The 26272-nt window shown below is 50.4% G+C and carries 27 protein-coding genes; 4 read left to right on the top strand and 23 right to left on the bottom strand.

Annotation, left to right across the window (positions count from 1 at the left end):
* Positions 1 to 104 (bottom strand): cobalt-precorrin-5B (C(1))-methyltransferase (locus ACLTD4_RS24125; protein ID WP_412331619.1); only part of this gene is annotated, 104 nt, incomplete at its 3' end.
* Positions 105 to 263: 159 nt separating this feature from the next.
* A complete protein-coding gene (locus ACLTD4_RS24120) occupies positions 264 to 476 on the bottom strand; it encodes a small, acid-soluble spore protein, alpha/beta type (protein ID WP_002603484.1) in 213 nt (70 codons plus the stop codon).
* Between the two features lie 266 nt (positions 477 to 742).
* Between ACLTD4_RS24120 and ACLTD4_RS24115 the strand changes: the two genes are divergently transcribed.
* The gene (locus ACLTD4_RS24115; RefSeq protein ID WP_117621611.1) at positions 743 to 1465 is read left to right on the top strand and encodes a LytR/AlgR family response regulator transcription factor; all 723 of its coding nucleotides are present in this window, start codon (positions 743 to 745) and stop codon (positions 1463 to 1465) included.
* Positions 1465 to 2844: an ATP-binding protein gene (locus tag ACLTD4_RS24110; protein WP_117621610.1), complete on the top strand. Its 1380-nt coding sequence runs from the start codon at positions 1465 to 1467 to the stop codon at positions 2842 to 2844. The genes ACLTD4_RS24115 and ACLTD4_RS24110 overlap by 1 nt, the downstream gene beginning before the upstream one ends.
* On the opposite strand, the gene ACLTD4_RS24105 is transcribed toward ACLTD4_RS24110, so the two are convergent.
* The 7 genes from ACLTD4_RS24105 to ACLTD4_RS24075 all read right to left on the bottom strand — a co-directional run bounded on the left by ACLTD4_RS24105 (position 2828) and on the right by ACLTD4_RS24075 (position 7006).
* Positions 2828 to 3619, bottom strand: a complete 792-nt coding sequence (locus ACLTD4_RS24105; protein WP_117621609.1) for a hypothetical protein — start codon at positions 3617 to 3619, stop codon at positions 2828 to 2830. The two genes, ACLTD4_RS24110 and ACLTD4_RS24105, sit on opposite strands and share 17 nt — an antisense overlap.
* Positions 3592 to 4173 carry an RNA polymerase sigma factor gene (locus ACLTD4_RS24100; RefSeq protein ID WP_117621608.1) on the bottom strand — a complete coding sequence of 194 codons (582 nt, stop codon included), beginning with the start codon at positions 4171 to 4173 and terminating at the stop codon, positions 3592 to 3594. The genes ACLTD4_RS24105 and ACLTD4_RS24100 overlap by 28 nt, the downstream gene beginning before the upstream one ends.
* 137 nt (positions 4174 to 4310) lie before the next feature.
* Entirely contained in the window at positions 4311 to 4502 is a 192-nt protein-coding gene (locus ACLTD4_RS24095) for a PspC domain-containing protein (protein ID WP_002603479.1), read from the bottom strand.
* Between the two features lie 41 nt (positions 4503 to 4543).
* Entirely contained in the window at positions 4544 to 5509 is a 966-nt protein-coding gene (locus tag ACLTD4_RS24090) for a DUF4097 family beta strand repeat-containing protein (protein WP_117621607.1), read from the bottom strand.
* On the bottom strand, positions 5506 to 6234 hold the full coding sequence (locus ACLTD4_RS24085) for an HAAS signaling domain-containing protein (protein WP_117621606.1): 729 nt from the start codon (positions 6232 to 6234) through the stop codon (positions 5506 to 5508). Before ACLTD4_RS24085 ends, ACLTD4_RS24090 begins: the two co-directional genes overlap by 4 nt.
* Positions 6231 to 6551, bottom strand: coding sequence for a PadR family transcriptional regulator (locus ACLTD4_RS24080; RefSeq protein WP_002603476.1), 321 nt, complete (start codon positions 6549 to 6551; stop codon positions 6231 to 6233). The genes ACLTD4_RS24085 and ACLTD4_RS24080 overlap by 4 nt, the downstream gene beginning before the upstream one ends.
* A gap of 203 nt (positions 6552 to 6754) precedes the next feature.
* On the bottom strand, positions 6755 to 7006 hold the full coding sequence (locus ACLTD4_RS24075; RefSeq protein WP_002603475.1) for a PspC domain-containing protein: 252 nt from the start codon (positions 7004 to 7006) through the stop codon (positions 6755 to 6757).
* A 243-nt stretch (positions 7007 to 7249) separates the two neighbouring features.
* On the opposite strand from ACLTD4_RS24075, the gene ACLTD4_RS24070 reads away from it, so the two are divergent.
* Positions 7250 to 9232, top strand: coding sequence for a sodium-translocating pyrophosphatase (locus ACLTD4_RS24070; RefSeq protein ID WP_117621605.1), 1983 nt, complete (start codon positions 7250 to 7252; stop codon positions 9230 to 9232).
* 66 nt (positions 9233 to 9298) lie between these two features.
* Here the strand turns inward: ACLTD4_RS24070 and ACLTD4_RS24065 are convergent, their stop codons facing one another.
* The gene (locus ACLTD4_RS24065; RefSeq protein WP_412331618.1) at positions 9299 to 10531 is read right to left on the bottom strand and encodes a D-alanyl-D-alanine carboxypeptidase family protein; all 1233 of its coding nucleotides are present in this window, start codon (positions 10529 to 10531) and stop codon (positions 9299 to 9301) included.
* 261 nt (positions 10532 to 10792) lie between these two features.
* Between ACLTD4_RS24065 and ACLTD4_RS24060 the strand changes: the two genes are divergently transcribed.
* Complete coding sequence (locus tag ACLTD4_RS24060) at positions 10793 to 12187, top strand: polysaccharide deacetylase family protein (RefSeq protein WP_117621604.1); 1395 nt, start codon at positions 10793 to 10795, stop codon at positions 12185 to 12187.
* 156 nt (positions 12188 to 12343) lie between these two features.
* Here ACLTD4_RS24060 and ACLTD4_RS24055 read toward each other — a convergent pair whose 3' ends face one another.
* The 13 genes from ACLTD4_RS24055 to ACLTD4_RS23995 form a co-directional block, all read right to left on the bottom strand.
* Positions 12344 to 13297 (bottom strand): GTP-binding protein, encoded by a 954-nt coding sequence (locus tag ACLTD4_RS24055; RefSeq protein WP_002603471.1) that lies wholly within the window; start codon positions 13295 to 13297, stop codon positions 12344 to 12346.
* Between the two features lie 4 nt (positions 13298 to 13301).
* Positions 13302 to 14609 carry a CobW family GTP-binding protein gene (locus ACLTD4_RS24050; protein WP_320995724.1) on the bottom strand — a complete coding sequence of 436 codons (1308 nt, stop codon included), beginning with the start codon at positions 14607 to 14609 and terminating at the stop codon, positions 13302 to 13304.
* A gap of 149 nt (positions 14610 to 14758) precedes the next feature.
* Positions 14759 to 16477 carry a glycoside hydrolase family 13 protein gene (locus ACLTD4_RS24045; RefSeq protein ID WP_412331617.1) on the bottom strand — a complete coding sequence of 573 codons (1719 nt, stop codon included), beginning with the start codon at positions 16475 to 16477 and terminating at the stop codon, positions 14759 to 14761.
* Between the two features lie 161 nt (positions 16478 to 16638).
* Complete coding sequence (gene pgmB, locus ACLTD4_RS24040; RefSeq protein ID WP_117621601.1) at positions 16639 to 17301, bottom strand: beta-phosphoglucomutase; 663 nt, start codon at positions 17299 to 17301, stop codon at positions 16639 to 16641.
* The gene (locus tag ACLTD4_RS24035; protein ID WP_117621600.1) at positions 17288 to 18118 is read right to left on the bottom strand and encodes a carbohydrate ABC transporter permease; all 831 of its coding nucleotides are present in this window, start codon (positions 18116 to 18118) and stop codon (positions 17288 to 17290) included. The genes pgmB and ACLTD4_RS24035 overlap by 14 nt, the downstream gene beginning before the upstream one ends.
* A 12-nt stretch (positions 18119 to 18130) precedes the next feature.
* Positions 18131 to 19051, bottom strand: coding sequence for a carbohydrate ABC transporter permease (locus ACLTD4_RS24030; RefSeq protein ID WP_207643207.1), 921 nt, complete (start codon positions 19049 to 19051; stop codon positions 18131 to 18133).
* A 23-nt stretch (positions 19052 to 19074) separates the two neighbouring features.
* A complete protein-coding gene (locus ACLTD4_RS24025; RefSeq protein ID WP_412331616.1) occupies positions 19075 to 20397 on the bottom strand; it encodes an extracellular solute-binding protein in 1323 nt (440 codons plus the stop codon).
* Positions 20398 to 20578: 181 nt separating this feature from the next.
* Positions 20579 to 22921: a glycoside hydrolase family 65 protein gene (locus ACLTD4_RS24020; RefSeq protein ID WP_412331615.1), complete on the bottom strand. Its 2343-nt coding sequence runs from the start codon at positions 22919 to 22921 to the stop codon at positions 20579 to 20581.
* 75 nt (positions 22922 to 22996) lie between these two features.
* Positions 22997 to 23281 carry a hypothetical protein gene (locus ACLTD4_RS24015; protein WP_055657085.1) on the bottom strand — a complete coding sequence of 95 codons (285 nt, stop codon included), beginning with the start codon at positions 23279 to 23281 and terminating at the stop codon, positions 22997 to 22999.
* 4 nt (positions 23282 to 23285) lie between these two features.
* The gene (locus ACLTD4_RS24010; protein ID WP_181991264.1) at positions 23286 to 23711 is read right to left on the bottom strand and encodes an RDD family protein; all 426 of its coding nucleotides are present in this window, start codon (positions 23709 to 23711) and stop codon (positions 23286 to 23288) included.
* Between the two features lie 160 nt (positions 23712 to 23871).
* Positions 23872 to 24891: a LacI family DNA-binding transcriptional regulator gene (locus tag ACLTD4_RS24005; RefSeq protein WP_117621596.1), complete on the bottom strand. Its 1020-nt coding sequence runs from the start codon at positions 24889 to 24891 to the stop codon at positions 23872 to 23874.
* A gap of 150 nt (positions 24892 to 25041) precedes the next feature.
* Positions 25042 to 25746: a hypothetical protein gene (locus ACLTD4_RS24000; RefSeq protein WP_117621595.1), complete on the bottom strand. Its 705-nt coding sequence runs from the start codon at positions 25744 to 25746 to the stop codon at positions 25042 to 25044.
* Positions 25718 to 26272: hypothetical protein (locus tag ACLTD4_RS23995; RefSeq protein WP_412331614.1), on the bottom strand; the 555-nt coding region annotated here is incomplete at its 5' end. The genes ACLTD4_RS24000 and ACLTD4_RS23995, both read right to left, overlap by 29 nt.

Genomic DNA, 26272 nt, shown 5'->3' with positions numbered 1-26272 from the left:
CACTCCACCGCTTCCCGCTGCAGCAGCATAACCGCGGCAGCCTTCGCCGCACAGGCTGCACACGTACCCGTGGTAAAACCACTTCTCAACTTTTTCTCTTCCATCGCTGTTTCCTCTTTCCCGTATATTATAATGGATAGCGAGGGGGGTGGCAAGTTTTTTTAAGCAGGGGTATGTGGGAGGAAAAGGAGGGGGGAGGGGAAACCGTCTGTTTGTCAGCTCCGGTCTCCCTTCCCCTCTCCTTAAGCGCTGTGGCGCAGTTCTTACTTTTCTTCTAAAGCCTCTTGTTTCAATTCGCGTTTACGTTTCGTAATGAGACCGCCGATGCGGCCGCTTTCTTTCGCGGTGAGGGAACGCCAGCCGCCGTTGATTACTTTGTCACTGAGACCTAACTCCGTGGCAATTTCGAATTTAAGTATTTCCTCTGGTTTTAAATTGTGAGGATCGAATGGTTCGTTCTTTTTTCCTTTTGACATGATTACAGGCTTGCTCCTTTCTCGAATCTAAGGAGAGTATGCCCGTTATGAGACCCCTTAAACATCCGGACCGGAGGGTTTTCTGATTTGCAGGATGGGGCGGCGGCCCCGTGTGCCAGTTTTCGACAGCACCAATGACACATTTTACCAAAATATACCATAGTTTACTGTATTTACCCTGTTTTTACCCAAAATTTCCAGCAGGTCTGTCGATAATATGATATAATTTTAAAGGTATGCTATATGAACGAAGGAGAGTGATAACATTGCGTATTGCAGTCATAGATGACTCTTCAGCACAGAGGGAACAGTTATCCGGCTATATTAAGGAATATTATTCAGGGAATCCCATATACAGGCAGATCGACCTATTTGAAAACGGTGAACAGTTTATGGAATGCTGGAGGCCGGGGGCTTATGATCTGCTTTTTATCGACATTTTTTTAGATGGAATCAATGGACTGGAGATCGCGGAGAAGGTAAGAAACAGCGATGCGGACTGCCTGATGGTCTTTACTACCAACAGCAGTGACTTTGCGGTCAGGGGATTTGAACTGCGGGTTTCTGATTATCTTGTAAAGCCTTTTTCCTATGAGAAATTTAAAGACACGTTAAAATACTGCGAACGGTCCATGCGCAGCCACGCGCGGTACATAGAAGTGAAGGAAAGCCGGACCATGATTAAGATACGGCTCGATGATATTATATTTACAGATTACTTTAATCACTATATTCAGATTCACACAAAAACGAGAACGATCCGTTCCTACATGAAATTTGAGACATTTTCACCCTATCTTCTCTGTTATCCCCAGTTTCTCTGCTGTTACAGAAACTGCATCGTCAACATGGACCGGGTGATCTCTTTAGAAAAGAATGACTTTATCATGGATACCGATGAGCGGGTGCCGATTACGCGGAAGAACCGTCAGGAAATTCACCAGTGCTACGCGGACTATCAGTTTCTGCGGCTGAGCGGAGGCGTATAATGGAGTTCCCTTTTTCCGTCTTATCCGTCGGGCTTGAACTATTGACGATTATTTTCTGTATCCTGCTGTTCTTCCGGGGCCGTTTACGGGTAAACGGCGTACGGAGCTTTTTTATTCTGGTTCTTTTATTCTTTGTTACGACCGGTTCTTACTTTCTGCTCCGCCCCCTGTTTGGGGGCGGAGACTCATTTAAGACCTTATATTCTATCTACAGCCTGGCAGTCATCATCCTCTTTCTGTCCTGGCTTTTTCGTGAAAGTATATTCGTCACCATCTTCATAGTATTTGCGGCGCGCAACTATCTGGATGGAACCAATATGATCTCCGACCTGGTGAGTGTGATCTGGCATTCAGCTTCCTTTTCCGGCAGCCAGACCGCCACCGGTTTTTTGTGCCGTCTGACCGTCTATATTCTCCTTGTACCGGTACTCTACCACTTCTTCAAGGTATGTATCCGTCCGGCCATCGCCAGCACAAAAAGCATGAATATCTGGAACTATTTATGGATTATTCCCGTGTCCTTTTTCTTTCTCTACCGGCTCGGCTTCAATCCGTACTATACCGCCATTGAGACCGGAAATAAGAATTCCATGCTGCTGTTTCCCCTGATCTGGTATCCGGGTATGTTTTTCTGCCAGCTCTGCATCTTCCGGCTGCTGTCGGAGACCTCCCAGAACATCGTTCTGCGGGAAAAGCTTCACACCGCCGAACTGCTGACAGAGATGGAGAAGAAGCAGTACAGCCTTCTGCAGGACAACATTGAGGGAACCCGGAAGGCCCGGCACGATCTCCGCCACCATCTGCTGGCCATGCGGGGATACGCCGAACGCCGGGACTATGAGGGATGCCTCCGCTACATTGAAGAGTTTTTAAAGCAGACCGACAGCTACGCCCTGAAACAGTACTGTGATAATCATGCGGTCAATTCCATCATCAGCTATTATGAAAACACAGCCGTCAGCAGCGGGGTTGCCGTCTCCATCGAGATCCGGCTTCCTTCCCTTTTGACAGTTCCCGAGGTAGACTTCTGTACCATACTGGGAAATTTACTGTCCAATGCCGTGGAGGCATGCCTCCGGCAAACGGAAGGGGAACGATTTATCCGCATGAAGCTGGGAATGGCAGGCCGCTCCATGGTCACGCTGTCTGTGGTCAACTCCTACTCCGGGGATATCCGGGAAGAGAACGGAATCTTCCTCTCCTCCCATCACGCTGGGGAAGGCATCGGTACCATGTCTGTACGCCACATCGCAGACCAGTACCACGGTATCACCCGGTTCCGGTATGAAGACGGCGTCTTTGAAACTTCCGTCCTGCTGAGCCCCGAACCGTCAGGCGCTGCGGCTGACAGGGAACCTGCGATTATTTCCCATCAATGACTGCCGCCGCCATTGCAAACATCTCATCTGCAGTAAAGCTCTGATCCGAGGACTGGATAGAGTAGCTGATTCCTTCGTCCTTCCACGATACGGTATAGTAATCGTTTATCTCTGTCTGGTCGGACCCATAGGAAAGGAACAGTTCTCCCCGCTCCTCGGCCAGCCTGTCTTCCTCGGATATCTCGGTTCCAACCGGAAGGAATTTGTACCTGTCACAGTAATAGCGGAGTTCGATTCCCCCGTGTTCCCCTGCCGCGTCAGGCTGCCTCACATCTTCGCTGACAAGGCTTCCCGGCCGTCTGACGATCAGGCTGACCTCCTCCTTCTTAGAGGCGCCGTAACAGACCTTCAGGTTCAGATACGTACCGATCACAGTTCCCGTCTCATCCTGAGCCTGCACGCTCCCAATGGAAGCCCTCCGGAAATCCCATCCTTCTCCCAGCGACTCCACCGTTTTTACGGAGTATCCCAGATCCTGCTTCACATTACTTCTCAGTTCCCCGTAGCTTCCGTAGACCGGATCGTTCCCATTGGAATGGCTGACAAGTCCTGCCGCCCTTCCTGCCGCCACCGCGCCCATGGTTCCAAGCAGGCACAGGGCCGCCGCCAGAATTACTATTTTTCCGCTGATCCGATGTTTCATATTCGTTTTCTCCTTTTTTTCCTCAGAAATCTTCTGCCTCACAAGCTGCTTTACTTCAGGAGATACAGAAAGGCGCTCTGCCCTCTCAACGAGTGTATCCGTGATCAGAGAATCCAGTTTTTTTTCGTCCATATTTTCTCCTCCTCTTGCCATCCCATGTCTTCAAGATCCTTTGAAAGTTTTTTCCTGGCCGTATGAAGCCGCGATTTAACCGTTCCTTCCATACAGCCCAGAATATCCGCGATCTCTCTCGTCGTCAGCTGCTGATAATAATAAAAGATGACAACGGTCTTCTGTTTTCTGTTTAGGGCGCAGACGGCCTCATAGACCCGGTCCTTTTCTTCCTGCCGGATCACCTGTTCGCAGGGTGCCTCGGACGGATCTTCCTTAAACTCGTCAAAGACCTCCTCCACCGGCTGTTCCTTTTTCCGCTTCCTGCAGTACCGCCATGCCGACCTCGTGATGATCTGATACAGCCATTTCGAAAAACAGGCGGGTTCCTTCAACTGCTTCCTGTTCACATAGCATGTTACAAATGCCTCCTGAACAATATCCTCACTGTCTGTGTAACTGCCGGAAATAAGATACGCCAGCCGAAACGCTTTATTCTTATACATATCAAACAGGAGGTCAAACGCCTCTTCCTTACCCTGCTGCATCTGTATTACGATTTCAGTTTCGTTCATCGCTTCTCTCCCTTCCGTTTTTGGTGCACCTGTATATAAGAGCCTCCAGGAAATAAAATGGTTCATTTTTCATGAAAAAAAAGCTCCGGGCCGCAAAAGCAGCCGGAGCAAAAATGGCAATCGTATCCGCGTAATTCCTATCTGCGGGGAATAATGATCGCCGCGATGAAATAGGCCACAACGCCCGTGCCGGAACAGGCCAGCACCGCCCATAAGAGCCGGATCAGCGTGGCGTCAACGTTAAAATACTCACCGATTCCTCCGCATACGCCGCAAATCATCTTATCTGTATCAGAACGATATAATCTTCTTGTCTCTCTGTCATCCATCTTCGAATCTCCTCTCTGTTCTCTCTATGTTTTCCATTGTATTAGTGAAATTTAACTTCAATCGCGCCTGTGTTGCAGTCCAGTTCCATCTTTTTGGCCGCCCCGTTATTGATCTTTTTTCCCCTGGAAAGACCGGAAAATCCCTCGCCGTCAACGGTAATGCTGCCTACCTTGCACTTGATCTCGTAGTTAAAGTCTGCCTTCGCTCCCGCCAGGTCGAGCTTAACAGCGCCGACGCTGCATTCCGTGTCCACATCGCCGTCTACCTTTCCTTCAAACTGCACGGCTCCCACATCGGAATCAACCTCCAGCTTTCCCGTGTCGGCTCCGGTCACTCTTACTGCGCCGACAGATGCGTCGATCTCTATCTTGCCGGCCTTCAAGCCTTCCGCCACAATGGCAGGACCATTATCGCTGTTGATTATCTTATTGTTACTCTGGGCCTTGACCTTCAGTTCGACCTTCTCAAAGCGGTAATCTGCCGGAACGTGGATATAGATCACCGTGTCTTTATAATCATGGGAATCCCAGGTCTTGGACCCAACCGTTACCTTCAGTTCATCCTCTTCGCTGTAGACATTCCAGCGAGCCATATCTTCCTCACTGGAGACAACAATCTTATCCGCCGGAGCATCATATACTATAACGGCCTTTCCTCTTCGAACCTCCAGATCCAGCTTCCTGGCGTAGATCTCAGAAAATGTACTCTCGTTTAATACCCCATCATCCAGTCTGTCATGGATGCTGCGGCCGATATCATCAAATTCGCGGCCCAGCTCGTCAAAGCTGTCGTCGAAATTATCCGACAGGTCGCGGCTGAGATCGTCCATCCCCGACCTGATGTCACGGGTAATGCCATCGGCGATATCATGGCCGAGCCAGCTGTAATGGTAAGCAGACACATCCGACAGTCTGCCGCCCATGGCGGCCGCCACAGTGGTAATTCCACCTCCGATCAGAATACAGACGCCGCCTGCTATCAGGCATACCTTCGTAAAATTCTTCATGAACGACTCCTCCTTCCATAGAGTAAACCACTGATTCCATTCACAATCGAACGGAACAGAAACGGCAGAAACTTACCGTAAAACGCTCCGCATAAAGCCAGACATGCAAAGGCAAATCCCAGCGTCAGTACGGAAATGCCGATAACCAGTATCCCGCTTAAGGGATGAATCACCATCGACACGATACCCACTATGAGCAGTGCAATCCCACAGATAAACAGCACTCCGGTAAGGACGCCCACGAGCACTACAGCCGCTACCAGCAGTCCGAAGAGGCCGCCGAACATCCCGACCAGCCCGCCACCGATTCCAAACAGGACCGGAGACGCCACAATGATTAAGATAATCCACAGGATGATCTTCACTGTCCGGTTGGTTCTCGGCTGATTCTCTCTCTTTTCCTCATGTTCCTCTGTCTTCTGTCCTTCCACAGCGTCCGGCAGGTCATACCGCTTCGCCACCTGGTAATTCGGGTCGCGGAACCGTTCATCCTGATACCCTTTCTCCGTGAACTCCCCGCCGTCTTCCAAATGCCCGGACAGATCGGAACGGATAATCGCCGCGATGCGCTCCGGGCTTCCAAATTCCTTGATAGCCGCTTCCTCATTCTCATCTCCGGCTTCCTCCAGATAATCTCTGTAGTAGCCGATGGCCTCCGCCTTATCTTCATCCGGAATATCGGAAAGCAGATATTCCAGCTCCTTCATAAACTCTTCCCTGTTCATATTAATGCCTCCTCAAAGATTTGAGATATCTTCCGGGAGTAGCCTGCCCACTCACCTTTGTACAAATTCAGCTGTACTCTGCCCTTTTCCGTAATCTTATAATATCTGCGGTTTCTGCCGTCGATAGCCATATCATAGACTTCCAGGCACTCTTCCTTCTGAAGCCTGCGAAGCACCGGGTAAAGGGTCGATTCCGAAATGTCGATGACACTCCTCACATCCTGTGTGATTTTATATCCGTAAGTCCCTTCCTGTTCCTTTGACACAACCGCCAGTACGATCGCGTCAAGGAGGGCTGCACCTGTGTTAAAAACCATATTCCCACTCCTATCTTCTCATTCAGTCAGATCCGAACGTTACTGTTCACTCCGTGACCAGCAACACGCTTCGCGATGCACAGAAACGGCAAAAACACCGTTTCGCGCTGCTACCCTCGGGTTTTCTGTGACTTTCGCTTCGCTGCACTCACAAAAAACACCTCGCGGGATACTGGCCGTGAACAGTAACTCCCGAACGGCCTTTAACGGCTTCCGTCATCTGAGGGTGCCCGCGGTATGATCACTGCCGCGATGAAATAAACGACCAAGCTGCCGCCGATGAGGGAAAATCCCGCAAACGAATGGAACATATGACGCCATGGCTGGAAGAACATCAGAATTACCCATATAAGCCTTATAATAACCGGGTCCACATTAAAATACTCTCCGATGCCGCCGCACACGCCGCAAATCACCTTATTCTTTACTGATCGGTATAAACGTTTCGTCTCCATACTCACTCGACCTTTCTCTTATTGTTTAGTATAATATTATTTTGTGTTCTATATTATATCTTGTATAGTATGGTTATATTATATATCGTATAATATTATTTGTCAACTAAATTGCAGAACAAATTATTCTAAATTATTTTTAGGTTATCTAAAACTTTTTGTTGTATTCTCGCAGTTTATCTGCTACAATGGTTTACACAGGTATCAATTTGCACAAATATCATGAAAATTGGGAGGGTTATTATGGAAAAAATGATACTGTCTGTACCCGTTATCGGCCTGATCGGCCTTTTGTTCGCCGTCTTTTTGCGTCTTCACGTGATTAAGCAGGACCCGGGAAATGACCGGATGCGCGAGATTGCGGACGCGATCGCGGAAGGTGCAAGGGCATTTATGACCGCGGAATACCGTGTCCTCATCATCTTTGTCGCTGTCCTCTTCGTCGTGATCGGCTTTGGTACGAGAAGCTGGACTACGGCCGTCTGCTTCCTGGTGGGCAGCGCCTTCTCCACCATCGCCGGTTATCTGGGCATGAGCGCGGCGATCCGCGCCAACTGCCGTACCGCCAACGCCGCAAGGACCTCCGGTATGAGCCGGGCCTTATCCGTGGCGTTTTCCGGCGGAAGTGTTATGGGTATGGCCGTCGTCGGACTGGGACTTCTCGGTGTCGGAACGCTTTTCCTTATTACAAAGGATGTGGAAGTGCTTGCAGGCTTCAGCCTCGGCGCCTCCTCCATCGCCTTATTCGCCCGTGTGGGCGGCGGAATCTACACCAAGGCGGCCGATGTGGGCGCCGATTTAGTCGGCAAGGTGGAAGCCGGAATTCCTGAGGATGATCCCCGGAACCCGGCCGTCATCGCAGACAACGTAGGCGATAACGTGGGCGACGTGGCCGGTATGGGGGCTGACTTGTTCGAGTCGTATGTAGGGTCTCTGATCTCAGCGCTGACACTGGGTATCGTATTCTACCAGGAAGCGGGCGTCATCTTCCCGCTGCTGCTCTCCGCCTGCGGAGTCGTGGCGTCCATCATCGGAGCCCTGATCGTGAGAGCCGGCAACAATTCCAATCCGCACCGCGCGTTAAAGAGCGGAGAGTACAGCGCCACAGCCCTGGTCGTGGCCGCCTCCTTCCTCTTAAGCTACATATATTTCGGCAGCTTCAACGCCGCCTTTGCCATCATCGCCGGACTCCTTGTAGGCGTTATGATCGGATTCGTCACGGAGATCTACACCTCCGGCGACTATCGTTTTGTGAAAAAGATTGCCAAACAGTCTGAGACCGGGTCCGCTACCACCGTGATCAGCGGAATTGCCGTTGGTATGCAGTCCACCGCGATTCCGATCCTGCTGGTCTGCATCGGCATTCTCGTCTCCTTCCGCCTGATGGGCCTCTACGGAATCGCCCTGGCCGCTGTCGGCATGCTTTCCACCACCGGCATTACCGTCGCCATCGACGCATACGGTCCTATCGCAGATAACGCCGGCGGCATCGCGGAGATGGCCGGTCTCGACGATTCGGTCCGCGAAATCACCGACAAGCTGGACTCTGTCGGCAACACCACGGCGGCCATCGGAAAGGGCTTTGCCATCGGTTCCGCCGCCTTAACCGCCCTGGCCCTGTTCGTCTCCTATGCGGAAGCAGTAAATTTAAAAACGATTGATATTTTAAATGCTCATGTGATCGTCGGACTGTTCATCGGCGGAATGCTCACCTTCCTCTTTTCTTCCATGACCATGGAATCCGTGTCGAAGGCGGCTCACCAGATGATCGAGGAAGTGCGCCGGCAGTTCCACGAGAAGCCGGGCATTCTGGAAGGGACCGACCGGCCGGACTACGCCTCCTGCGTATCCATCTCCACCACTGCCGCGCTCCGCGAAATGTTTCTTCCCGGCCTCATGGCCGTGCTCGTCCCTCTGGCCGTCGGACTGATTCTCGGGCCGGAAGCCCTGGGCGGACTCCTGACCGGAGCCCTGGTGACCGGTGTTCTCACCGCCATCTTCATGTCCAACGCAGGCGGCGCCTGGGATAACGCGAAGAAATACATCGAGACAGGCAACCACGGCGGAAAGGGCAGCTCCGCGCACAAGGCGGCTGTCGTCGGCGACACGGTAGGCGATCCGTTCAAGGATACGTCGGGACCATCTATCAATATCCTGATCAAGCTGATGACCATTGTATCCCTGGTATTCGCTCCGCTGTTCTTACAGTTTGGAGGTCTTCTATAATAAACGGGAGGAAAAGCATGAGACGCTTTTCCTCCCGTTTTTCATTTTCTTTCCGGCGCCGCGCTGTCAAACTGCGAATCCCGCCAGCACTCTCTTAAAGTAATCCATGAACCCGGCTTCCTTCACCGCTCCAGCCGTGAGTACCGGAACCTCTCCCAGCTTCTTTCCCGCCAGGCTGTATTTGATCACGCCCACGCTCTGGCCTTCCTCCACCGGCGCCGCTATGGATTCCGGCAGTACCAGTTCCTTCTCTATGGCAGCCAGGTCTTCCCCGTTCAAGCTCAGATAGGAGAAGGTGCCGCCGTATTTTAAGGGGACGCTGTCCACGACGCCGTTATCCACCACCAGCTCCGGAAGCGGAAGCATCTCCTTATCCTCGTACAGGCGGCAGTTTGCGTAGCCGTAGTTCAGCAGCGTCTGGGCGTCTGCAAATCGGGCCTTGTAATCGGGAGCCGCCATAATGGAAGCGATCAGGCGGACACCGTCTTTTTCCGCGGTCGCCGACAGACAGTATTTAGCCAGAGACGTAGACCCCGTCTTCAAACCGGTCACATTGAAGTTGGTCGCCATTTTTAACAGCTTATTCGTGTTGGAGAGACCAAACTCCTTCGTTCCCTGTTTCGTCACGTGGGTGATGTTCTCCATCCAGATGGTGGAGTAATTATGGATCTGGGGATACTTGTTGATCAGTTCTCTCGACATGAGGGCGATATCTCTGGCCGTCGTCACATGGGTAGGCGAATCGGTCAGGCCGCAGCAGTCCTCAAAATGGGTGTTGGTCATGCCAAGTCCGGCCGCCCTCTCGTTCATCATTTTCACAAATTCTTCCTCTGTTCCTGCTATGTATTCCGCCATGGCCACGGAAGCGTCGTTTCCTGATGCCACCACGATGCATTTGATCATGGTTTCCACCGTCTGGGTCTCCCCCTCTTCCAGGAAAACCTGGGAGCCGCCCATGGACTTGGCATGTGCGCTGGTGACCACCTCATCGGTCATTTTTATTTTCCCGGAATCCAGGGCATCAAAAATCAGGATCAGAGTCATGATTTTCGTAATGCTGGCGGGACTCCTTTTCGTATCCGCATCTTTTTCGTATATTACCTGTCCGGTAGAAGCTTCCATCAGCAGAGCGCTGGGCGCCTGTATGGATGGACCTCCCTCGGCGTTTACAGTCTTCGCCTCTTCCGACCGGATTACCATGTCCGACGCCACGGCAATGTCCGGCTCCTGCCCCCACGCGGCATGAGGCGGACAGAGGAAAAGCAGCATGCTTAAAACAAGAGCTAACAATCGTTTCATAATTTCCCCTGAAAAAATCCTTTGTTTCATTGTATGGGTGGGATTTCCATTCCTATGCCACTTTTTGCCAAAAATTTTTCCTTAATTTTCCCATGATACGATTTCATCCTGTCTGAAAGTATGGTATACTGATTCAGGAGTTTGTACTGTGTCCGGTATCCAGGACGGTTTCGGGTAAAGCAATGTGTCACTTTCTGTGAAGCATCTGTCTGATCCGGCCGCCCAGAGCTCCTTCAATACACTGGAAAAAGAGGTTATCACATGAATATGGAAGAATACCGTGAACGGCGTCAGCAGGAAAAGCGCCGCCGCACGTTACATAATATCATTGTCATTATGATAGGAATTTTACTGGTTGCCGCCTTAGTCACGGGCGGCATTATACTGGGCCGGCACCGCAAGGGGCTGGGGGCGATCAAGGCATCCGTCACCCAGACCACTGCGGAGGCATCCCCTCCGGAGGTCATCACCACGGCGTCGGAGACAGAGGACACCGGTCTGATCGATCTCCTTACACAGGCGGAAAGCCTGGCCCTGCAGTACGATTATGAAGGCGCCATCAATCTGATCACCTCCGACAGCCGCTACGCCTCCGCGAAGGAAGCCGCAGACGCCGTCGCCGCCTACACGGATCAGATGAGCCGGCTGGTCCGCGTCAATCCCCAGGAAGTCACCCACGTGTTCTTCCACTCTCTGATCGTCGATACCTCCAAAGCCTTCGACGGAGACAACCGGGAGGGCGGATACAACCAGATGATGACGACGAAAGACGAGTTTATCAAGATGATGCAGTCCATGTACGATAAGGGCTACGTTCTCGTAAAGATCCATGATCTCGCCCATGAGACGACAGACGAAAACGGCAATCCGAAGTTTGTCTACGGCGACATCATGCTTCCCGAAGGGAAAAAGGCCTTCGTCATGTCGCAGGATGACGTGTGCTACTATGAATATATGAAGGGAGACGGCTTCGCCACCCGCATGGTGATCGGGGAAGACGGCTATCCCACCACAGAGATGGAACAGGATGACGGAAGCGTCATCACCGGAGATTTCGATCTCGTTCCCATACTGGAAACCTTCATTAAAGAACACCCGGGATTTTCTTATAAGGGCGCAAGAGCCATTATCGCATTTACGGGCTACAATGGAATTCTTGGATACCGGACAGATGAATCTTATAAGGACACCAATCCCAATTACGAGGAGGACCGCAAACAGGCGGCCGCAGTCGCACAGTGCCTGAGAGACCACGGCTGGGAACTGGCTTCCCACAGCTGGGGCCACCGCAATCTGGGCACAATCTCCATGGAACACTTCAGGATGGACGCAGATAAATGGGAAAAGAACGTGGAATCCCTGATCGGTCCTACCGATATCATTCTCTACCCCTTTGGCAGCGATATCGGGACCTGGAAGCCTTATACGGATGATAATGAACGCTTTACCTATTTAAAATCACTGGGATTCCGATATTTCTGCAACGTGGATGCCAGCACGCCTTACTGGATGCAGCTGGGACCGGACCATTTCCGCCAGGGCAGACGGAATCTGGATGGCTACCGCATGTATTACTATCCGGACAGCTTAAGCGACTTGTTCAACGTCCCGGACGTATTCGATCCGGCCAGACCGACACCGGTACCACAGATGTAGCTTTATCATTCATTACAAAACACTGCAAACTCGAAAGAGCCTTGAAGCGGGACCATGACAGTTCCGCCTCAAGGCTCTTTTTTTATTTCATAGGAAAGCTGTCCTATGAAACCAAAACCCTCCGGGGGGCGCACACTCCGCACAAAGGAAATTTTGTTAAAACTGTACCACGTCCCGGATGGGCTCCGCCGGCTGGACAGACTCCGCATAGAGCACAGGGCCTTCGCCCTCATAGTCCTTCCAGAATTCGTAGGCGATCCTGGCCCGGACCTTTACCCACTGCTTCGTCTGTAAGTCCTTCGCTTCTCTGGCCTTCGTGACAAATCCGAGGAACGTCATGTCGGCTTCACAGCAGGTCATGGCCATACGTCCCGGGACAAAGTAATTTTTCGGAAATTCCGGGCTCTTTAATACCATGGCCGTAAATTCCACAATCTTTCCCTCGTAGCGGTCCCGCCTGTCCATACAGTCAATATACCAGATGCCGTAGGCCTCCGGCGAAATTGCAATCACGTCCGCACTCATATCGTAAGGCAGATCCTCGTCCGCGATCTCGTCGATCTCTCCCTCTGAATCCTCAAAGACAATCTCGCCTCTCTGGCACATGGATTTAAGGGTCCTGCGGTAGCCTGATAAATCTTCGATCCCGTCACACCGGTTACAGATAACCAGTTCAGAATTCTTAATCATGGCATACAGCAGAGGCTTCATATTAGCCACATATAAGTCAAAGGTGGACATGTCAATAATGGTAATCTGCTGATATACACGCCAGTCGTCCGGCAGCTGTAAGTCATCCTGATTCCACATGCCGTTCCACTCAATTAAGACGCGCTCCGGATTATAGAGAAGCTCCAGCTCCAGAAGACGCTCCGGCGTGAGCTCGTCCATGCTCTCGATGAATATACCTGCCGTTTTGGTGCGTTTCAACAGTTCTGTATCGTACTCCGTATCACCGTCTTCGCAGACGATCAGCAGGGTCTTTCCATCGGTCTGAAAATAATCCTGCTGCATGGTGAACTGGAGAAACTGGGTCTTACCGGCTTCTAAAAATCCATTGATCAGAAACACCGGCATAAAATCGTCATCTAATGTATCCGTGTACTCCATCTTCTCACCTGCCAAACGCTTTCTTTAATTCGTCTTCTTTCAGCTTTGCGCCGATCACGCATACCTTGCCGGTATATTCCGGTGATCCGTCACGGATCTCATACTGCTCCGGTACAAGGTCGAAATAGAGCCAGCTTCCCTCTTTCTCTCCAGGAACCATGCCCTTGGCGCGAAGCACCTCGCCGTACTGGTCACCGTATGCCAGTTCGTCCAGAATCCGGTCTAAGTCTTCCCTCTTCATGGCCGCAACATTCTCAAGACCCCAGCTGGTGAATACCTCGTCCGCATGGTGGTGATCGTGACCGCAGCTGCAGGCCTCGCCGTCATGATGGTGGTGGTGCTCATGATCATGGCCGCAGCCGCACTTCTCAGCTTCATGATCGTGGTCGTGATGATGATGGTGGTCGTGGTCATGGCCGCAGCCACATTCCTCAGCTTCATGATCGCCGTCGTGATGGTGGTGGTGCTCATGGTCATGGCCGCAGCCGCACTCCTCAGCTTCATGATTGCCGTCGTGATGGTGATGGTGCTCATGATCATGGCCGCAGCCGCACGCCTCAGCTTCATGATCGTGGTCGTGATGATGGTGGTGCTCATGATCATGGCCGCAGCCGCACGCCTCAGCTTCATGCCCGCAGCCGCACGCCCCGCCGTCATGGTCGTGATGGTGATGACGGTGCTCCTCAACTTCCTTCATCAAGTCTTCCGCCATCGTATCCGGCTTCTCGATGATTTCCAGAAGCTGGGCTCCGCTTAACTGGCTGCATGGCGTTGTGACGATCACGGCCTTCGGATTCTTCTCACGGATCAGTTCCACAGCCTGGTTTACCTTGTCCATGGCGGTGATGTCGGTACGGCTTAAAACAACCGTTCCTGCGTTCTCGATCTGATTATTAAAGAACTCGCCGAAATTCTTCATATACATCCGGCATTTCGCCACATCCACGATGGTAACCGCGCTGTTCAAGGTAACCTCGATCTCCGCCGCCACATCTCTGACTGCCTTCATGACGTCAGAAAGCTTGCCCACGCCTGACGGCTCGATGATCACACGGTCCGGCTTGTATTTGGTCAGCACCTCCGCCAGGGACTTTCCAAAATCACCGACCAGGGAGCAGCAGATGCAGCCGCTGTTCATCTCACGGATCTCGATTCCGGAATCCTTTAAGAATCCGCCGTCGATGCCGATCTCCCCGAACTCATTTTCAATTAAAACCACCTGCTCACCGGAGATGGCCTCCTCCAGCAGTTTTTTAATAAAAGTCGTCTTACCGGCTCCAAGGAAGCCGGATATAATATCAATCTTTGTCATATCGTTTAAGGACCTCTTTTCTTTCCAGGTTTTTCATTCATTACAACTACCTATTTTGTCACAAACCGCCTGTAAAGTCAAGCCGGAGACACTGCATCTGCGCAAAACGCGCAACGGTTCAGCCTTCGCGTCCTACTCTCTTTTATAATTTAACCATGAATGGTTCCTTCAGCCCTGTTTCTCATCTGCCTGCCAAAGTAAAATACCATCGCCTCATATGGCCGCAGCACCATATCATACGCCGCCTGTGCTTCCGGATAGTTTCCAATCCACAATTCGGCCTTCTTCGCATCCAGCCCTTCTGGAAATACAAACCGTCTTTCGTTGTCAGAGAAATTACAAACCACCAGCAGCATCTCCCCATTCCACTCCCTCGTATACACATAGAGTTCAGGGTCATCCGGCATCAGCAGTTCATAATGGCCGTATACCACGATCTCATGTTCCTTCCGAAGCCGGATCAGCTTCTGATAGAAATGAAATACGGAATCCGGCCGCGCCATCTGATCCGCTGCGTTAATCTCCCGATAGTTAGGGTTCACCATAATCCAGGGAATCCCCTTTGTAAATCCCGCGTTTTCCGTGTCATCCCACTGCATGGGCGTCCTGGCGTTGTCCCGGCTCTTATACCGCAAATACCGCATCATGGTATCATGATCAAATCTCCCGTTTTCCACATACTGATGATAGGCGTTTATACTTTCAATGTCTCGGAAATCCTCCAGTTTCTCAAACGGTGCGTTGGTCATGCCCAGTTCCTCTCCCTGATACACATAGGGGGTGCCCTGCATCATATGCAGGCATATCGCCAGCATTTTGGCAGACGTCTCCCGGTAAGAAGGGCTGGTATTCCCCAGACGGGAAAGCATACGCGGCTGATCATGATTGCACCAGTACAGACTGTTCCAGGCTTTTCCATCCAATTCCACCTGCCATTTCGATAAGACCGCTTTTAACTCCACCAAATCAATGCTGCGGTCGTTCCATTTAAAGGTTTCACCGCCGTCTAAGTCCATATGCTCAAACTGGAATACCATGTCAAGTTCCGAGCCGTCTGCGGACGCATACCGTTTAGCCTCCTCTATAGTGACACCGGAGCACTCCCCTACGGTCAGCAGATCATATTTCGATAAGACTTCCCGATTCATCTCCTTTAAATATTCGTGGACATGAGGGCCGTTGCGTACATAAGGACTGAAATCACCGTATCCGTCCGGCCCCACTTCTCCATCCGGGAAATGGTCGTCCTTGGAGATCATACTGATAACGTCCATGCGGAATCCGTCAATACCTTTCTCACACCAGAAACGCATCATATCATAGACTTCCTCCCGCACCCTGGGATTATCCCATTTTAAATCCGGCTGTTTCTTTGAAAACAAATGAAGATAATACATCCTTGTCTCCTCATCCCACTGCCAGGCGGAACCGGAGAAACAGGAACCCCAGTTGTTCGGCTCTTTCCGGTCCCTTCCCTCCCGCCAGATATAGAAATCCCGGTATGGGTTGTCCACGGATTTTCTGCTTTCCACAAACCACGGATGCTCGTCTGATGTGTGGTTCACCACCAGGTCCATGACAATACGGATGCCGCACTCATGAGCCTTTAAAAGCATCCGGTCATAATCCTCCATCGTACCGAAATCCGTTAAAATCTCCCGATAATTACTAATATCATAACCGTTATCGTCACAGGGCGACTCATAGACTGGAGAAAGCCAGATCACATTAATCCCCAGCTGCTTCAGATACTCCATTCGGCTGGTAATTCCATTTAAATCTCCAAGCCCGTCTCCATCGCTGTCCTGAAAGCTCCTGGGATAAATCTGATACACTATGCTTTCTTTCCACCATGTCTTCTCATTCATGCATTTTCTCCTATCTTTCATTGTATTGATTCACAGTCTCCGCGGCACAGATCAATATAAGAACAAGTTCATGGCTATAACCTGGAGGCGCCCTTATATTCGGGGAAACATCCGTATTATAACCATGAACTTGCATCTGACCTCACAGGGTACCTGTTTTCCTAATCCGCGATTCGCTTCACCACATCCAGCCGCAAATGCGCCGTATCCGTGATAAAGTCCGCCTCTTCCATCTCCGACGGCGTCCCCACTCCAACTGCCTTCATGCCCGCGCGATGGATCGCCTCGATCCCGGTTCTGGCGTCTTCGATCCCCACGCATTCCTCCGGCCGCAGGCCAAACGCGTTCATGCCTGCCAGGAAGATGTCCGGAAACGGTTTGGCATGTTCCACCTTCGCCGCATCTGCCACATAGTCGAAGTATTCCTCCAGTTCCAGTTGATGCAGGATAAACGGAGCATTTTTGCTGACAGATGCCAGCGCGATGCGGATACCGTTATCTCTGAGTTCCCGCAAAAATTCCTCTATCCCCGGCAGTAAGTCAGCCGGAGTGATCTGTTTGATCAGTTCCTTATAATTATCATTCTTTTTCTCCGCCATCCGGACCTTTTCTTCCTCGCTCCAGACTCTTCCACGGCCATTTGCAAGGATTAACTCCAGGCTCTCCATCCTGGACACACCCTTCAGCTTCTCATTATATTCCTCATCAAAAGGAATCCCCAGTTCGTCCGCCAGTTCCTTCCACGCCAGATAGTGGTACTTCGCTGAATCCGTGATCACGCCGTCCAAATCAAAAATCACTGCTTTTAAATTATTTCTCTCCATCCATTCGTACTCCTACCAAAAAATATTTATTAAAAATCAAGTAAATAATGATGATTGGGAAAACCGAGATACAGGCCGCCGCCATCACCTGGTTCCACATGGTCCCTGCGTTCTGGGACTGAAAACTCTGAAGCCCCAGGGTCAGCGTATATTTGGATGCTGTCTTGATATAGAGCATGGGCTTGGTAAACTCATTCCAGAAGCCCATGAACACGAAGATCGCCTGGGTAGCGATCGTCGGCCTGGCTAAAGGCATGCAGATCCGGAAGAATCTGGCATAACGCCCCAGCCCGTCGATGCTGGCCGCCTCTTCCACCTCCTTCGGGAAGTTCATGAAAAACTGCCTCATCAGAAAAATGTTGCCGATATTGGCCGCCGCCGGAAGAATTAAGGACGAATAGCTGTCCAGCAGTCCCATTTTCTGTAATATCAGATAGTTTGGAATCAAAAGTACCTGTGCCGGCACCATCATCAGGGCCAGGAAGAGATGGTAAATGGTATCCCTGCCTGGAAACGACAGCCTCGATAAAGAATATCCGGCCATGGTATTGATGAAGACATTCACCGCGGTTCCGATCACCGAGATGATCAGGGAGTTTACGAACCATCTCGGAAATAAAGAGGAACGGCCAAAGATGTACTTGTAGTTGTCAAAGGACATCTCATCGGAAATCAGTGCAAGATTACCGCCAACGATCTCTTTTAACGGTTTAAATGACGCGGATACCATCCACAGAAACGGATATACCGTTATGACCGCCGCCAGGATAAGAATCGCATACAAACCAATCATTCCGGGTTTCATGTGTTTTTTCATATTGTCTCCCCCTTAATAGACTCGTTCTTCACTGTTGGCCTTTTCCGCTAACATCGAGATGACCATGATGATAACTGCAAGGATCAGCGCTAACGTTGCTGCGTAGCCCATGGCGTTCTGGGTTCCGAACGCATATTTGTATACCATCAATGATACTGTTAATGTGGAGTTGGCCGGTCCACCGGACCCATTGGAAAAGATATATGCCTGATCAAACATCTGCAGAGTCCCAATGATACTTGTCAGCAGCACATACGTGGTGATCGGTTTTAAATACGGAACCGTGATATACAAAAAACGTTTGACGGGCCCCGCCCCGTCTATGTCGGCTGCCTCATACATGGAAGCCGGTAAATCCTGTAAGCTGGCTAAGTACATGGTTGTATACATGGGAATCGTGGACCAGATATTCATCGCCATAATGACCTTTAGTGCAAATGCCGGTTCCTGCAGAAAATTGATGCCCTGCTCTGCCACATGCAGCTTTAAGAGCGCCCCGTTGATGGGACCGCTCACGCTGAACATAAACATAAAGATCATGGTCAGCGCAGAGCTGGAGGTGAGTGTCGGAAGGAAATATACGGTCCGGAAAAAATATTTCCCTTTAATCTTACTGTTTAACACTGATGATATAACCAGCGCCATGATTGTCTGTACCGGTACTACGACCACCGAAAACATCAGGGTATTCTTCAGACCGATTCTCGCAATATCATCAGTAAAGACCCTCTTATAGTTCTGCAGCCCCACAAATTCATAGGTTCTGGTAAATAAATTCACCTTATGAAAGGACAGGTAGATGACAAACAGGACCGATAAGCCAATGAAGACCGACAAGATGATGATGGCCGGTGTCAGAAATACGTATCCCTGCACATGCTCCCTTTTCTCATATCCGGTGTAACATCTTTTTACTGTTTTCGTTTTCTCCACAAATTCCATCTCCCCACTATGCATTACATCGCGTTTGCGATCTCGCTGTTTGCCTGCTTATCGATCTGCTCCAAAACCTCCTTCGGTGACTGCTCTCCCTTGAACGCCGCCGGAATAAAATTCTTATATGCGCTGTTGATGATGTCGATGGTGGTTCCCTTCTGCCACGGAAGCGCCACGTTGATCATGTCGGAGTGTACCTTCCAGACCGGGTCGCTCTCCACGTCCATGGCCGTTGTTACATCGGCTCTGGAGGGAAGACATCCGGCTCCCGTACACCAGGTCTTCATCCCTTCCTCACCTGCTGCGTATCGAATCCATTCCCTGGCAAGCTCCTTCTCCCTGGATACTGAGGATACGCCCCAGCCAACTGTAAAGGACATGGAGTACTGAGTTCCCTTGTAGGTCGGCATCCCCTTCACCCTCAATCTGATATCGCTGTACACATTTATCAGAGAGGTATAGACCCAGTTTCCTTCTTCCATGATCGCTGCCTTGCCGACGCCGAAGGCCTCTCCGTTCCAGCCAAGGCCCAGATCTGTTGGTGTCTTCCAGGCGCCAGTCAGTGCCAGATCCACCATAAACTGCATGTTGTCCACCACACCGTCGCTGCTTAACCGGGCATTGCCATTATCATCGGAGACACTGTAGCCGCCAGCCTCCAGTATGTATATGTTCCTGGCCAGATCCTGATTGTAGGTCATGGCCGCTACCTGGCCCTTGCCGTATTTTTCATCCAGCTTTCCCTGTAAATCCACCAGAAAGTCCTTATAATCCTCTAAGGATGCCGGTATATCGTCCGGGCTGACTCCCACGGATTCCAGCAGACCGATATTATAGTAAGTAGCCAGTGTTGATACATCCTTGGGAATACAATAGACCGTGCCATCCTCTGCCGTAAAGGCCGACAACAGATTTTCATAATAAGCGTCGGTTCCCATCTCTACAGGATCGAGAGGCTCCAATACCCCCAGCCCGCTGTAGAACGGAAACATAATCGCATCAATATAAAATGCATCCGGAGCCGTGCCGGCGATAAAATCCGCCTGAATCTGCGTGTTATAATCTGTATAAACCTTGACCTCCACCTTTGCGCCTGTCTTCGCTTCGAAATCCGCCTTTACCTGATTGATCGCCGCAGACTCCTGGTCATTGCCCCCCCAGATCCCGATGGATAAGGTCTTTCCCGAATAACCGCCGTCCGCAGCCGCGCTGTCAGGAGCTGCCCCCTTGTCTGCGCCGTCTGTCTGTGTACTTCCGGAAGTACCGCCTCCGCAGGCCGCCAGTGATAAGGCCATAACCGCTGCAATTCCAAGTGCTAATACCTTTTTGATACTCTTTCTCATAATACTGCCTCCATCTTCCCTATTCAATTGATCTGTTTCTTTTCCATTTTGTTCCTATGTCTGTGTATGCCGCGTCACTTTCTTGGTCAGTTTTAACATGAATTCCTTTTACAAAAACGTTTTGGATAATCATAATATACACCAAAACGTTTTTGTTTTCAAGAGTTAATTTGTACTATAATTACAGTTCGGCATATTGAACATGAATGCTGTCCCTGATTTGGTAATTCTGACCATATACTTCCACTTCTACTGCTCTCGTACCGGTTTCATTGGTAATCGTGAGCGTATTCCTGTCAATCACCATATGAAGCCTCTGTCCATGCCAGAAAATGGCAAAATCCAGTTTGTGCCAGGAATCCGGAAGAGCCGGGCATACCCGCAGCTTTCCGTGAAGCATGCGCACGCCGCCGAAGCCGTAGACCACAGACTGCCAGATGCCGGCGATCGAGGCAGCATGGATTCCATCATTGGAAGACTTCATATTTTCTCCCGCATCAATTCGGACAGCGCGGGAAAACAGTTGATAAGCCAGGGCCTTATCCTTTCGGTCGCTTGCCAGAATCACGTGGGTAGACAAAGATAATGAGGAATCATGCAGCGTCTTCGGCTCATAATAATCCCAGTTGGCCTTTTTCACCTCCGGTGAAAACAAATCTTCCATCAGCAGGAACAGGATCATCACATCCGCCTGTTTGGATATCTGCATATGATTTACCGTCTCTAAGTTATAATCCTTAAACAGGCTCCCCACTTCCGCCCGCTCTTTGTATTTGGTTAAGTCAATAACCGGATAGCTAAGATAATTGGCGTCCTGCGGTATCACTAAGTCCTCCTTACGCGGCTGCGGCAGGTAAATGAGGGGACGGCGTTCTCTCCAGATCCTGCAGGCCGCGTCCAGTCCCATCTTCGCATTCAGGCGCTCAAAAATGTCTATATGATGTTCTTTCAAATCTTCATAATAAGTAATCGCGATTCCCAGATTCCAGTGCGCCATATAGTTTGTATACGCATTGTCATCGGCATGCTCCTTATATTCATCCGGACCCACCACATCGTTAATGTGATACATCCGGTCCTCTTCACTCCATTCCAGCCGGGAAGCCCAGAATATCGCAGTATCCATAAGAAGCTCATAACCATACCGGTCCATATAATCCTGGTCGCCAGTCACCATGTAATACTGCCATACGCCGTATGCTACATCCGCTGTGATATGCTGCTCAATAAAGCCGGACCAGATCTTGGTCGGCAGTCCGGTAATAATATCCGCTGCCCCCCAGACAGGCGTCACCTCCCCGTCATCCAACCATGCGGATTCCCATGGAAACTGGGCCCCCTTATACTGATTCCCCTCGGCCTTCTTATGAGCGCCAGGGAGAGAGAGATAGCGGTATTCTTCCAGAGAACGAGCCACCTCCGGATCTGTATACGTAAAATACGGAAGGGCAAAGATATCCGTATCCCAGAAAGTATGTCCCTTATAACCTTCTCCGCTGAGCCCCTTGGCGCCGATATTCATGCGGTTATCATGAGCCGGTGTCATCACATAGAGGTGATACTGGGCAAACCGGATTGCCAGCTGGTCCATGGGATCCTCGCAGTCGATAAGAATCGGCGTCTTATCCCAGACACGCCCCTTCCACATGGCAGCGCTCTCTGCTGCCAGGGCCTTATACCCTTTTTCCGCGCTTTTCTCTAAGGCGGTCCGTGCATATTCCTGCAATTCTTTTAAAGAGCGCTCCTCCATCTCCCGATCCCGCGTCGTATAGATATTGCCGATCTTCTCCATAACCAGCGTCTTACCTGCCGGAACAGTCCCCTGATATTCGCAGAAGATTTTCCGCCGATCCATGGCAATATGCTGTTTTGGCGTATATACCTCTTTATTAAGCGTAAATGAAGCCTGTGCGGTCAGCACAAATCCAATTCCCGACTGTGTCGTGGTCTGGCAGGCCTGCATGATTTTTCCCTCATAGAACCGCTTGTCGCCTTCAGAAAAATGCTGCACGCCGCTGTTGTTCATGCTGCCGTCTATTCCCGTAATCATCAGGAAATCTGTATCCCGGGTCACCGGCGTAACCGATATCCTCTGAGCCGCCACATGCTTTTCCTTCATGGATACGATCCGCTCAAAAACGAACCGGTATTCATCTCCATCCGGAGACAACCAGTCTACGGTCCGCGTCAGTTCTCCTGTCTTTAAGTTCAACTGACGGTAATAGGACTTAATCTCTCCCTGTTCTAAAGTAAACGGCTGCCCGTTCAGTTCTAAATCCATTGCCATCAGATCCGCCGCGTTGGGCAGCTCCGTCACTTCATTTTCGTCAAATTTGTTAAATGTCCCTGCCACGAAGCAGTCCCGCTTCTCCCGCACATACCGTTCCTCCGCAGCGCTGCGGATACAGAAATATCCGTTACCCAGACACATTATCGACTCGCATTTCCCCAACAGACGGCTGTCAAATGCCTTCTCGCCTATAATCCAGTCTGCGGCCTTCGAGTAATCCATAGTTGTCTTCATAAAAACTTTCCTCCTGATTTTCCTATATTAAAGCCGTTTTACCAAAGCGTTTTTGTTATGCTGTAAAAAAAATACTCATGATCCATGGTAGAAATAATAATTTGACGCCAATGCCATTACAATAAAACCGCAGATATCGATACCGGCCAGCAGCAAAATATCCAGGTTCCATCCCCATACAATGATGCAGTCCGCAACTGCCATAAGCGGTAAATACAACTTTACACTCTTTGCAAAATCATTTGTATTCTTAAACCGTCTGGCACAGAAATAACCCAGAAAGCAGATAGCTGCCGCGCTGATCACAAGCAAAACCGGATCAGTCATTGCCAGCAGAGAATTCTCAGTCATTCCATTCATAGATTCACTCCCTCTCCTCCTGTTCAAACCGTCTCGCCGTCATCACCCTGGTGTTGCCGACCAGATCATGAAGCGTTCTGCCATCCCTGCGGACAGCCATCATCACAAGACTGACCAATGCAAGCCCCCAGCCCAGCCACGGTATCAGATATAAGGACTTCGTCAGTTCCCGCAAACCCACGTAAAGTATGGGCGCCTTTCCTCCACGGTTATCGGCGACTCTGAGTTTTCCGAAATACTTGCCTGCAGTCATGCCCATATACTCTGTCAGCAATGCTCCATACACAGCAAACAGCAGCTTAAACAGCAGATCCGCCTGACTCAGTGATACCGAGAAAACCCCCATCATGACGAACTGAATCGGAATCATGATGAGCAGGAAATCCACCAGGCCACACAATATCCTTAATACGCATCCCGGTTTCCTCATCCGCATTTTCCTCCTGACTCTTATTCTTTTGCTTCCACTTCATACAGCGTTTTTTCCAAAACGTTTTCGTTACTTAATTATAACGCGGCTCTCCTTGTTTGTAAATAAAAAAAGTGCCTATTTTTTGATAAAAAATTTGGCACTTTTTTATATTTTCCAATCAGACTCTCGCCTTTCCGGTCGTCCCCCGGATCACCATCTCATGAGGGAGGATCACGCGGCTGTCTACCTCTTCACCGCTTAACATCTTCCATATCGCCTTCCCCCCCTCGATACCCATGAGTAACGGTGACTGCCGGACTGTAGATATCCCTTTATAGACATAGGGAGCAATGGGGATATCATCAAAGCCCATTACTGATATATCTTCCGGAACCCGCATTCCCATCTGCTCAACCGCCCGGATCGCCCCGATTGCCATCACATCGCTGGCACAGAACAGAGCGGTAATCTCCGGATACTTTGTTAAAAGTTCTTCCGTCTTTTCGCAGGCCGTATCCTCCAGGAAATCGCAGTACTTCATATAATCCAGTTGAAGAGGAATCCCCGCCTCCACCAGTGCGGACACATAGCCGGAATACCGCTGGCCGCTGACATCTGCTGTTTTTCCGCCATTGATCATGCCTATATTTCTGTGTCCCAGCCCGATCAGATACGCTGTCGCTTCTTTGGATGCCGCCACATTATCAACCGCAATCTCACACTTTTTCCTTCCTCTGACCGGCATGTCAATGATAGCACAGGGAATATCGCTGTCCAGGATTTCATGATAATAGGGATCATCCACCTTCAGTCCTGTGACCACGACGCCGCTTAAATTCTTTCTCTTGCACAGTTGAAGAAAGCTCAGCTTCTGCTGTTTCATCGTATTCGTAGCCAGCAGGACAAACTCACAGCCCATATCGTTGCACTGCCGAAATAAACCGCTGATCAAACCGTAAACAAAACCGCTTTCGTTCGTGGGCGTCAATTCTGACGTTAAAAGTGCTATGGTTGTATCCGCCTTTCCTCCCAAAGATCTGGCGTTCAAATCCGGCGCATAATCCAGCCGCTCCACCACCTCTAATATATGTTTTCTCGTCTTCTCGCTGACATCCATATAACCGTTCAATGCCCTGGAAACCGTAGTAATTGATACTCCAGCTTCCTTAGCAACATCTTTAATACTTACTTTTTTCATCACGCACCCCCTGTTCGTCTCAATTATAGCACCGGAACACTCGTTAAGCAAGTGCAATTAAAACGTTTTGGTAAAAGAAACACTTTAGTGGTTACGATAAGCTGGGGGAGCCGATATTTTTCTTATTGGCAGTCATCACCATTTCTTCAATCATTTTTTCTCAATCATGGTGTTTTTCAGTTCTTCTACACACTCAATGAAACCGTTATCCTTGTAAAACACCATATTTTGATCCCCGCGGTCCATATAAATCAGTCCTTCTTCTATATTAAATATAGGATCGTATCCGTGAAAATATTTCTCCGGAAAGGAGAACCAAACAAACGAACGGGCCTGCTTCCCTTCTCTCACCAGCTTTTTTAGCTCCGCCTGTCTCTCGGCCGGCTGCCTCTCCAGGGAAAATGCCAGCATCTGAAGCCGCGCCAGAGTCTCGTCTCCGGACGCCAGATTCACATTCTCATTCTCATCACGTAAGGCGATCCAGGCGGAAGCCGCCGGTTCCTCATAACCCCGCTGTACGATCAGGCGGCAGTGTAATACGAAGCCGCCCAGCGCGCAGTCGGCAATCAGGAATCCGGCCAGCCCCGCCGCCGCTATATACTTCTTTTTCTGGTGCTCAAGCGCAAGCACTGCCATCGTGATCACCGCCATGCCTAAAGCGCAGAACAGCACCGTTCCATATCCCTCCGGCAGGTTCATGGTACTCATCTTATCCGGCATGAACTTCTGCATAAAATTGATGATCTTCCAGTGAAAAAAGCGGACCGCCGCCACATAGACCATCAGGGCCGTAAACAGGAACGCAAGGATCCAGTCTTTCTTCGTTTTAATTCTCCATTCCGCCAGTTTCTTCATCTGTCATCGTCTCCTCCCCGTCGTATTCATCATATAAGGACTCCAAACAGTCCTCCTGGTACTGAACCATATATCTGGAGAATTCTTCCGGCACCCGGTATACCGTACCGTGCTCCGTCACCAGATAATGCTCCTTCGGATTCACCTCGCAGATCATGGAATCCTGCCGGTATTTTCCAAGAAAAATCTGAAGCTGCAGTTCATCCTCGGGCACCCGCACATCAGGGCTTAAGCGTTCCAGGGGATTCCCGTCCTGGTAAAGTGCATCCCGAAGAATGCGGAAAATGGTGTCAATCCCTCCCGGCTCATCCTCTTCATAGTAGCCGTTTCCCTGGATTTCGGTCGCCAGAAAGAATCCGGTTACGTCCTCCATACGGTCATCCTTTGCCGCCATTACGGTGTCCGCCTTTAACAGCGCCCCCGTCCACAGAAGGACTACAGCCGCCCAGACGGCTGCAAACTTCAGATAGCGCCGCAGCGTAAAGATCTTCGAATCTCCGGTAAAATAGGCGAGGCTGCCATAGAC

The sequence above is a fragment of the Hungatella sp. genome, assembly GCF_046966825.1.
This window is presented reverse-complemented; position numbering and strand designations above follow the sequence as displayed.

Excerpts from the sequence above, each read along its gene's own strand:
- ACLTD4_RS24100 (WP_117621608.1), bottom strand. The coding sequence starts at position 4,173 with ATGAACGAAACTGAAATCGTAATACAGATGCAGCAGGGTAAGGAAGAG.
- ACLTD4_RS24060 (WP_117621604.1), top strand. The coding sequence starts at position 10,793 with ATGAATATGGAAGAATACCGTGAACGGCGTCAGCAGGAAAAGCGCCGC.
- ACLTD4_RS24105 (WP_117621609.1), bottom strand. The coding sequence starts at position 3,619 with ATGGACGAAAAAAAACTGGATTCTCTGATCACGGATACACTCGTTGAG.
- ACLTD4_RS24095 (WP_002603479.1), bottom strand. The coding sequence starts at position 4,502 with ATGGATGACAGAGAGACAAGAAGATTATATCGTTCTGATACAGATAAG.
- ACLTD4_RS24020 (WP_412331615.1), bottom strand. The coding sequence starts at position 22,921 with ATGAAGACAACTATGGATTACTCGAAGGCCGCAGACTGGATTATAGGC.
- ACLTD4_RS24050 (WP_320995724.1), bottom strand. The coding sequence starts at position 14,609 with ATGACAAAGATTGATATTATATCCGGCTTCCTTGGAGCCGGTAAGACG.
- ACLTD4_RS24045 (WP_412331617.1), bottom strand. The coding sequence starts at position 16,477 with ATGAATGAGAAGACATGGTGGAAAGAAAGCATAGTGTATCAGATTTAT.
- ACLTD4_RS24070 (WP_117621605.1), top strand. The coding sequence starts at position 7,250 with ATGGAAAAAATGATACTGTCTGTACCCGTTATCGGCCTGATCGGCCTT.
- ACLTD4_RS24000 (WP_117621595.1), bottom strand. The coding sequence starts at position 25,746 with ATGAAGAAACTGGCGGAATGGAGAATTAAAACGAAGAAAGACTGGATC.
- ACLTD4_RS24090 (WP_117621607.1), bottom strand. The coding sequence starts at position 5,509 with ATGAAGAATTTTACGAAGGTATGCCTGATAGCAGGCGGCGTCTGTATT.
- ACLTD4_RS24110 (WP_117621610.1), top strand. The coding sequence starts at position 1,465 with ATGGAGTTCCCTTTTTCCGTCTTATCCGTCGGGCTTGAACTATTGACG.
- ACLTD4_RS24075 (WP_002603475.1), bottom strand. The coding sequence starts at position 7,006 with ATGGAGACGAAACGTTTATACCGATCAGTAAAGAATAAGGTGATTTGC.
- pgmB (WP_117621601.1), bottom strand. The coding sequence starts at position 17,301 with ATGGAGAGAAATAATTTAAAAGCAGTGATTTTTGATTTGGACGGCGTG.
- ACLTD4_RS24015 (WP_055657085.1), bottom strand. The coding sequence starts at position 23,281 with ATGAATGGAATGACTGAGAATTCTCTGCTGGCAATGACTGATCCGGTT.
- ACLTD4_RS24035 (WP_117621600.1), bottom strand. The coding sequence starts at position 18,118 with ATGAAAAAACACATGAAACCCGGAATGATTGGTTTGTATGCGATTCTT.
- ACLTD4_RS24055 (WP_002603471.1), bottom strand. The coding sequence starts at position 13,297 with ATGGAGTACACGGATACATTAGATGACGATTTTATGCCGGTGTTTCTG.
- ACLTD4_RS24005 (WP_117621596.1), bottom strand. The coding sequence starts at position 24,891 with ATGAAAAAAGTAAGTATTAAAGATGTTGCTAAGGAAGCTGGAGTATCA.
- ACLTD4_RS24010 (WP_181991264.1), bottom strand. The coding sequence starts at position 23,711 with ATGAGGAAACCGGGATGCGTATTAAGGATATTGTGTGGCCTGGTGGAT.
- ACLTD4_RS24065 (WP_412331618.1), bottom strand. The coding sequence starts at position 10,531 with ATGAAACGATTGTTAGCTCTTGTTTTAAGCATGCTGCTTTTCCTCTGT.
- ACLTD4_RS24025 (WP_412331616.1), bottom strand. The coding sequence starts at position 20,397 with ATGAGAAAGAGTATCAAAAAGGTATTAGCACTTGGAATTGCAGCGGTT.
- ACLTD4_RS24080 (WP_002603476.1), bottom strand. The coding sequence starts at position 6,551 with ATGGTTTTTAACACAGGTGCAGCCCTCCTTGACGCGATCGTACTGGCG.
- ACLTD4_RS24120 (WP_002603484.1), bottom strand. The coding sequence starts at position 476 with ATGTCAAAAGGAAAAAAGAACGAACCATTCGATCCTCACAATTTAAAA.
- ACLTD4_RS24085 (WP_117621606.1), bottom strand. The coding sequence starts at position 6,234 with ATGAACAGGGAAGAGTTTATGAAGGAGCTGGAATATCTGCTTTCCGAT.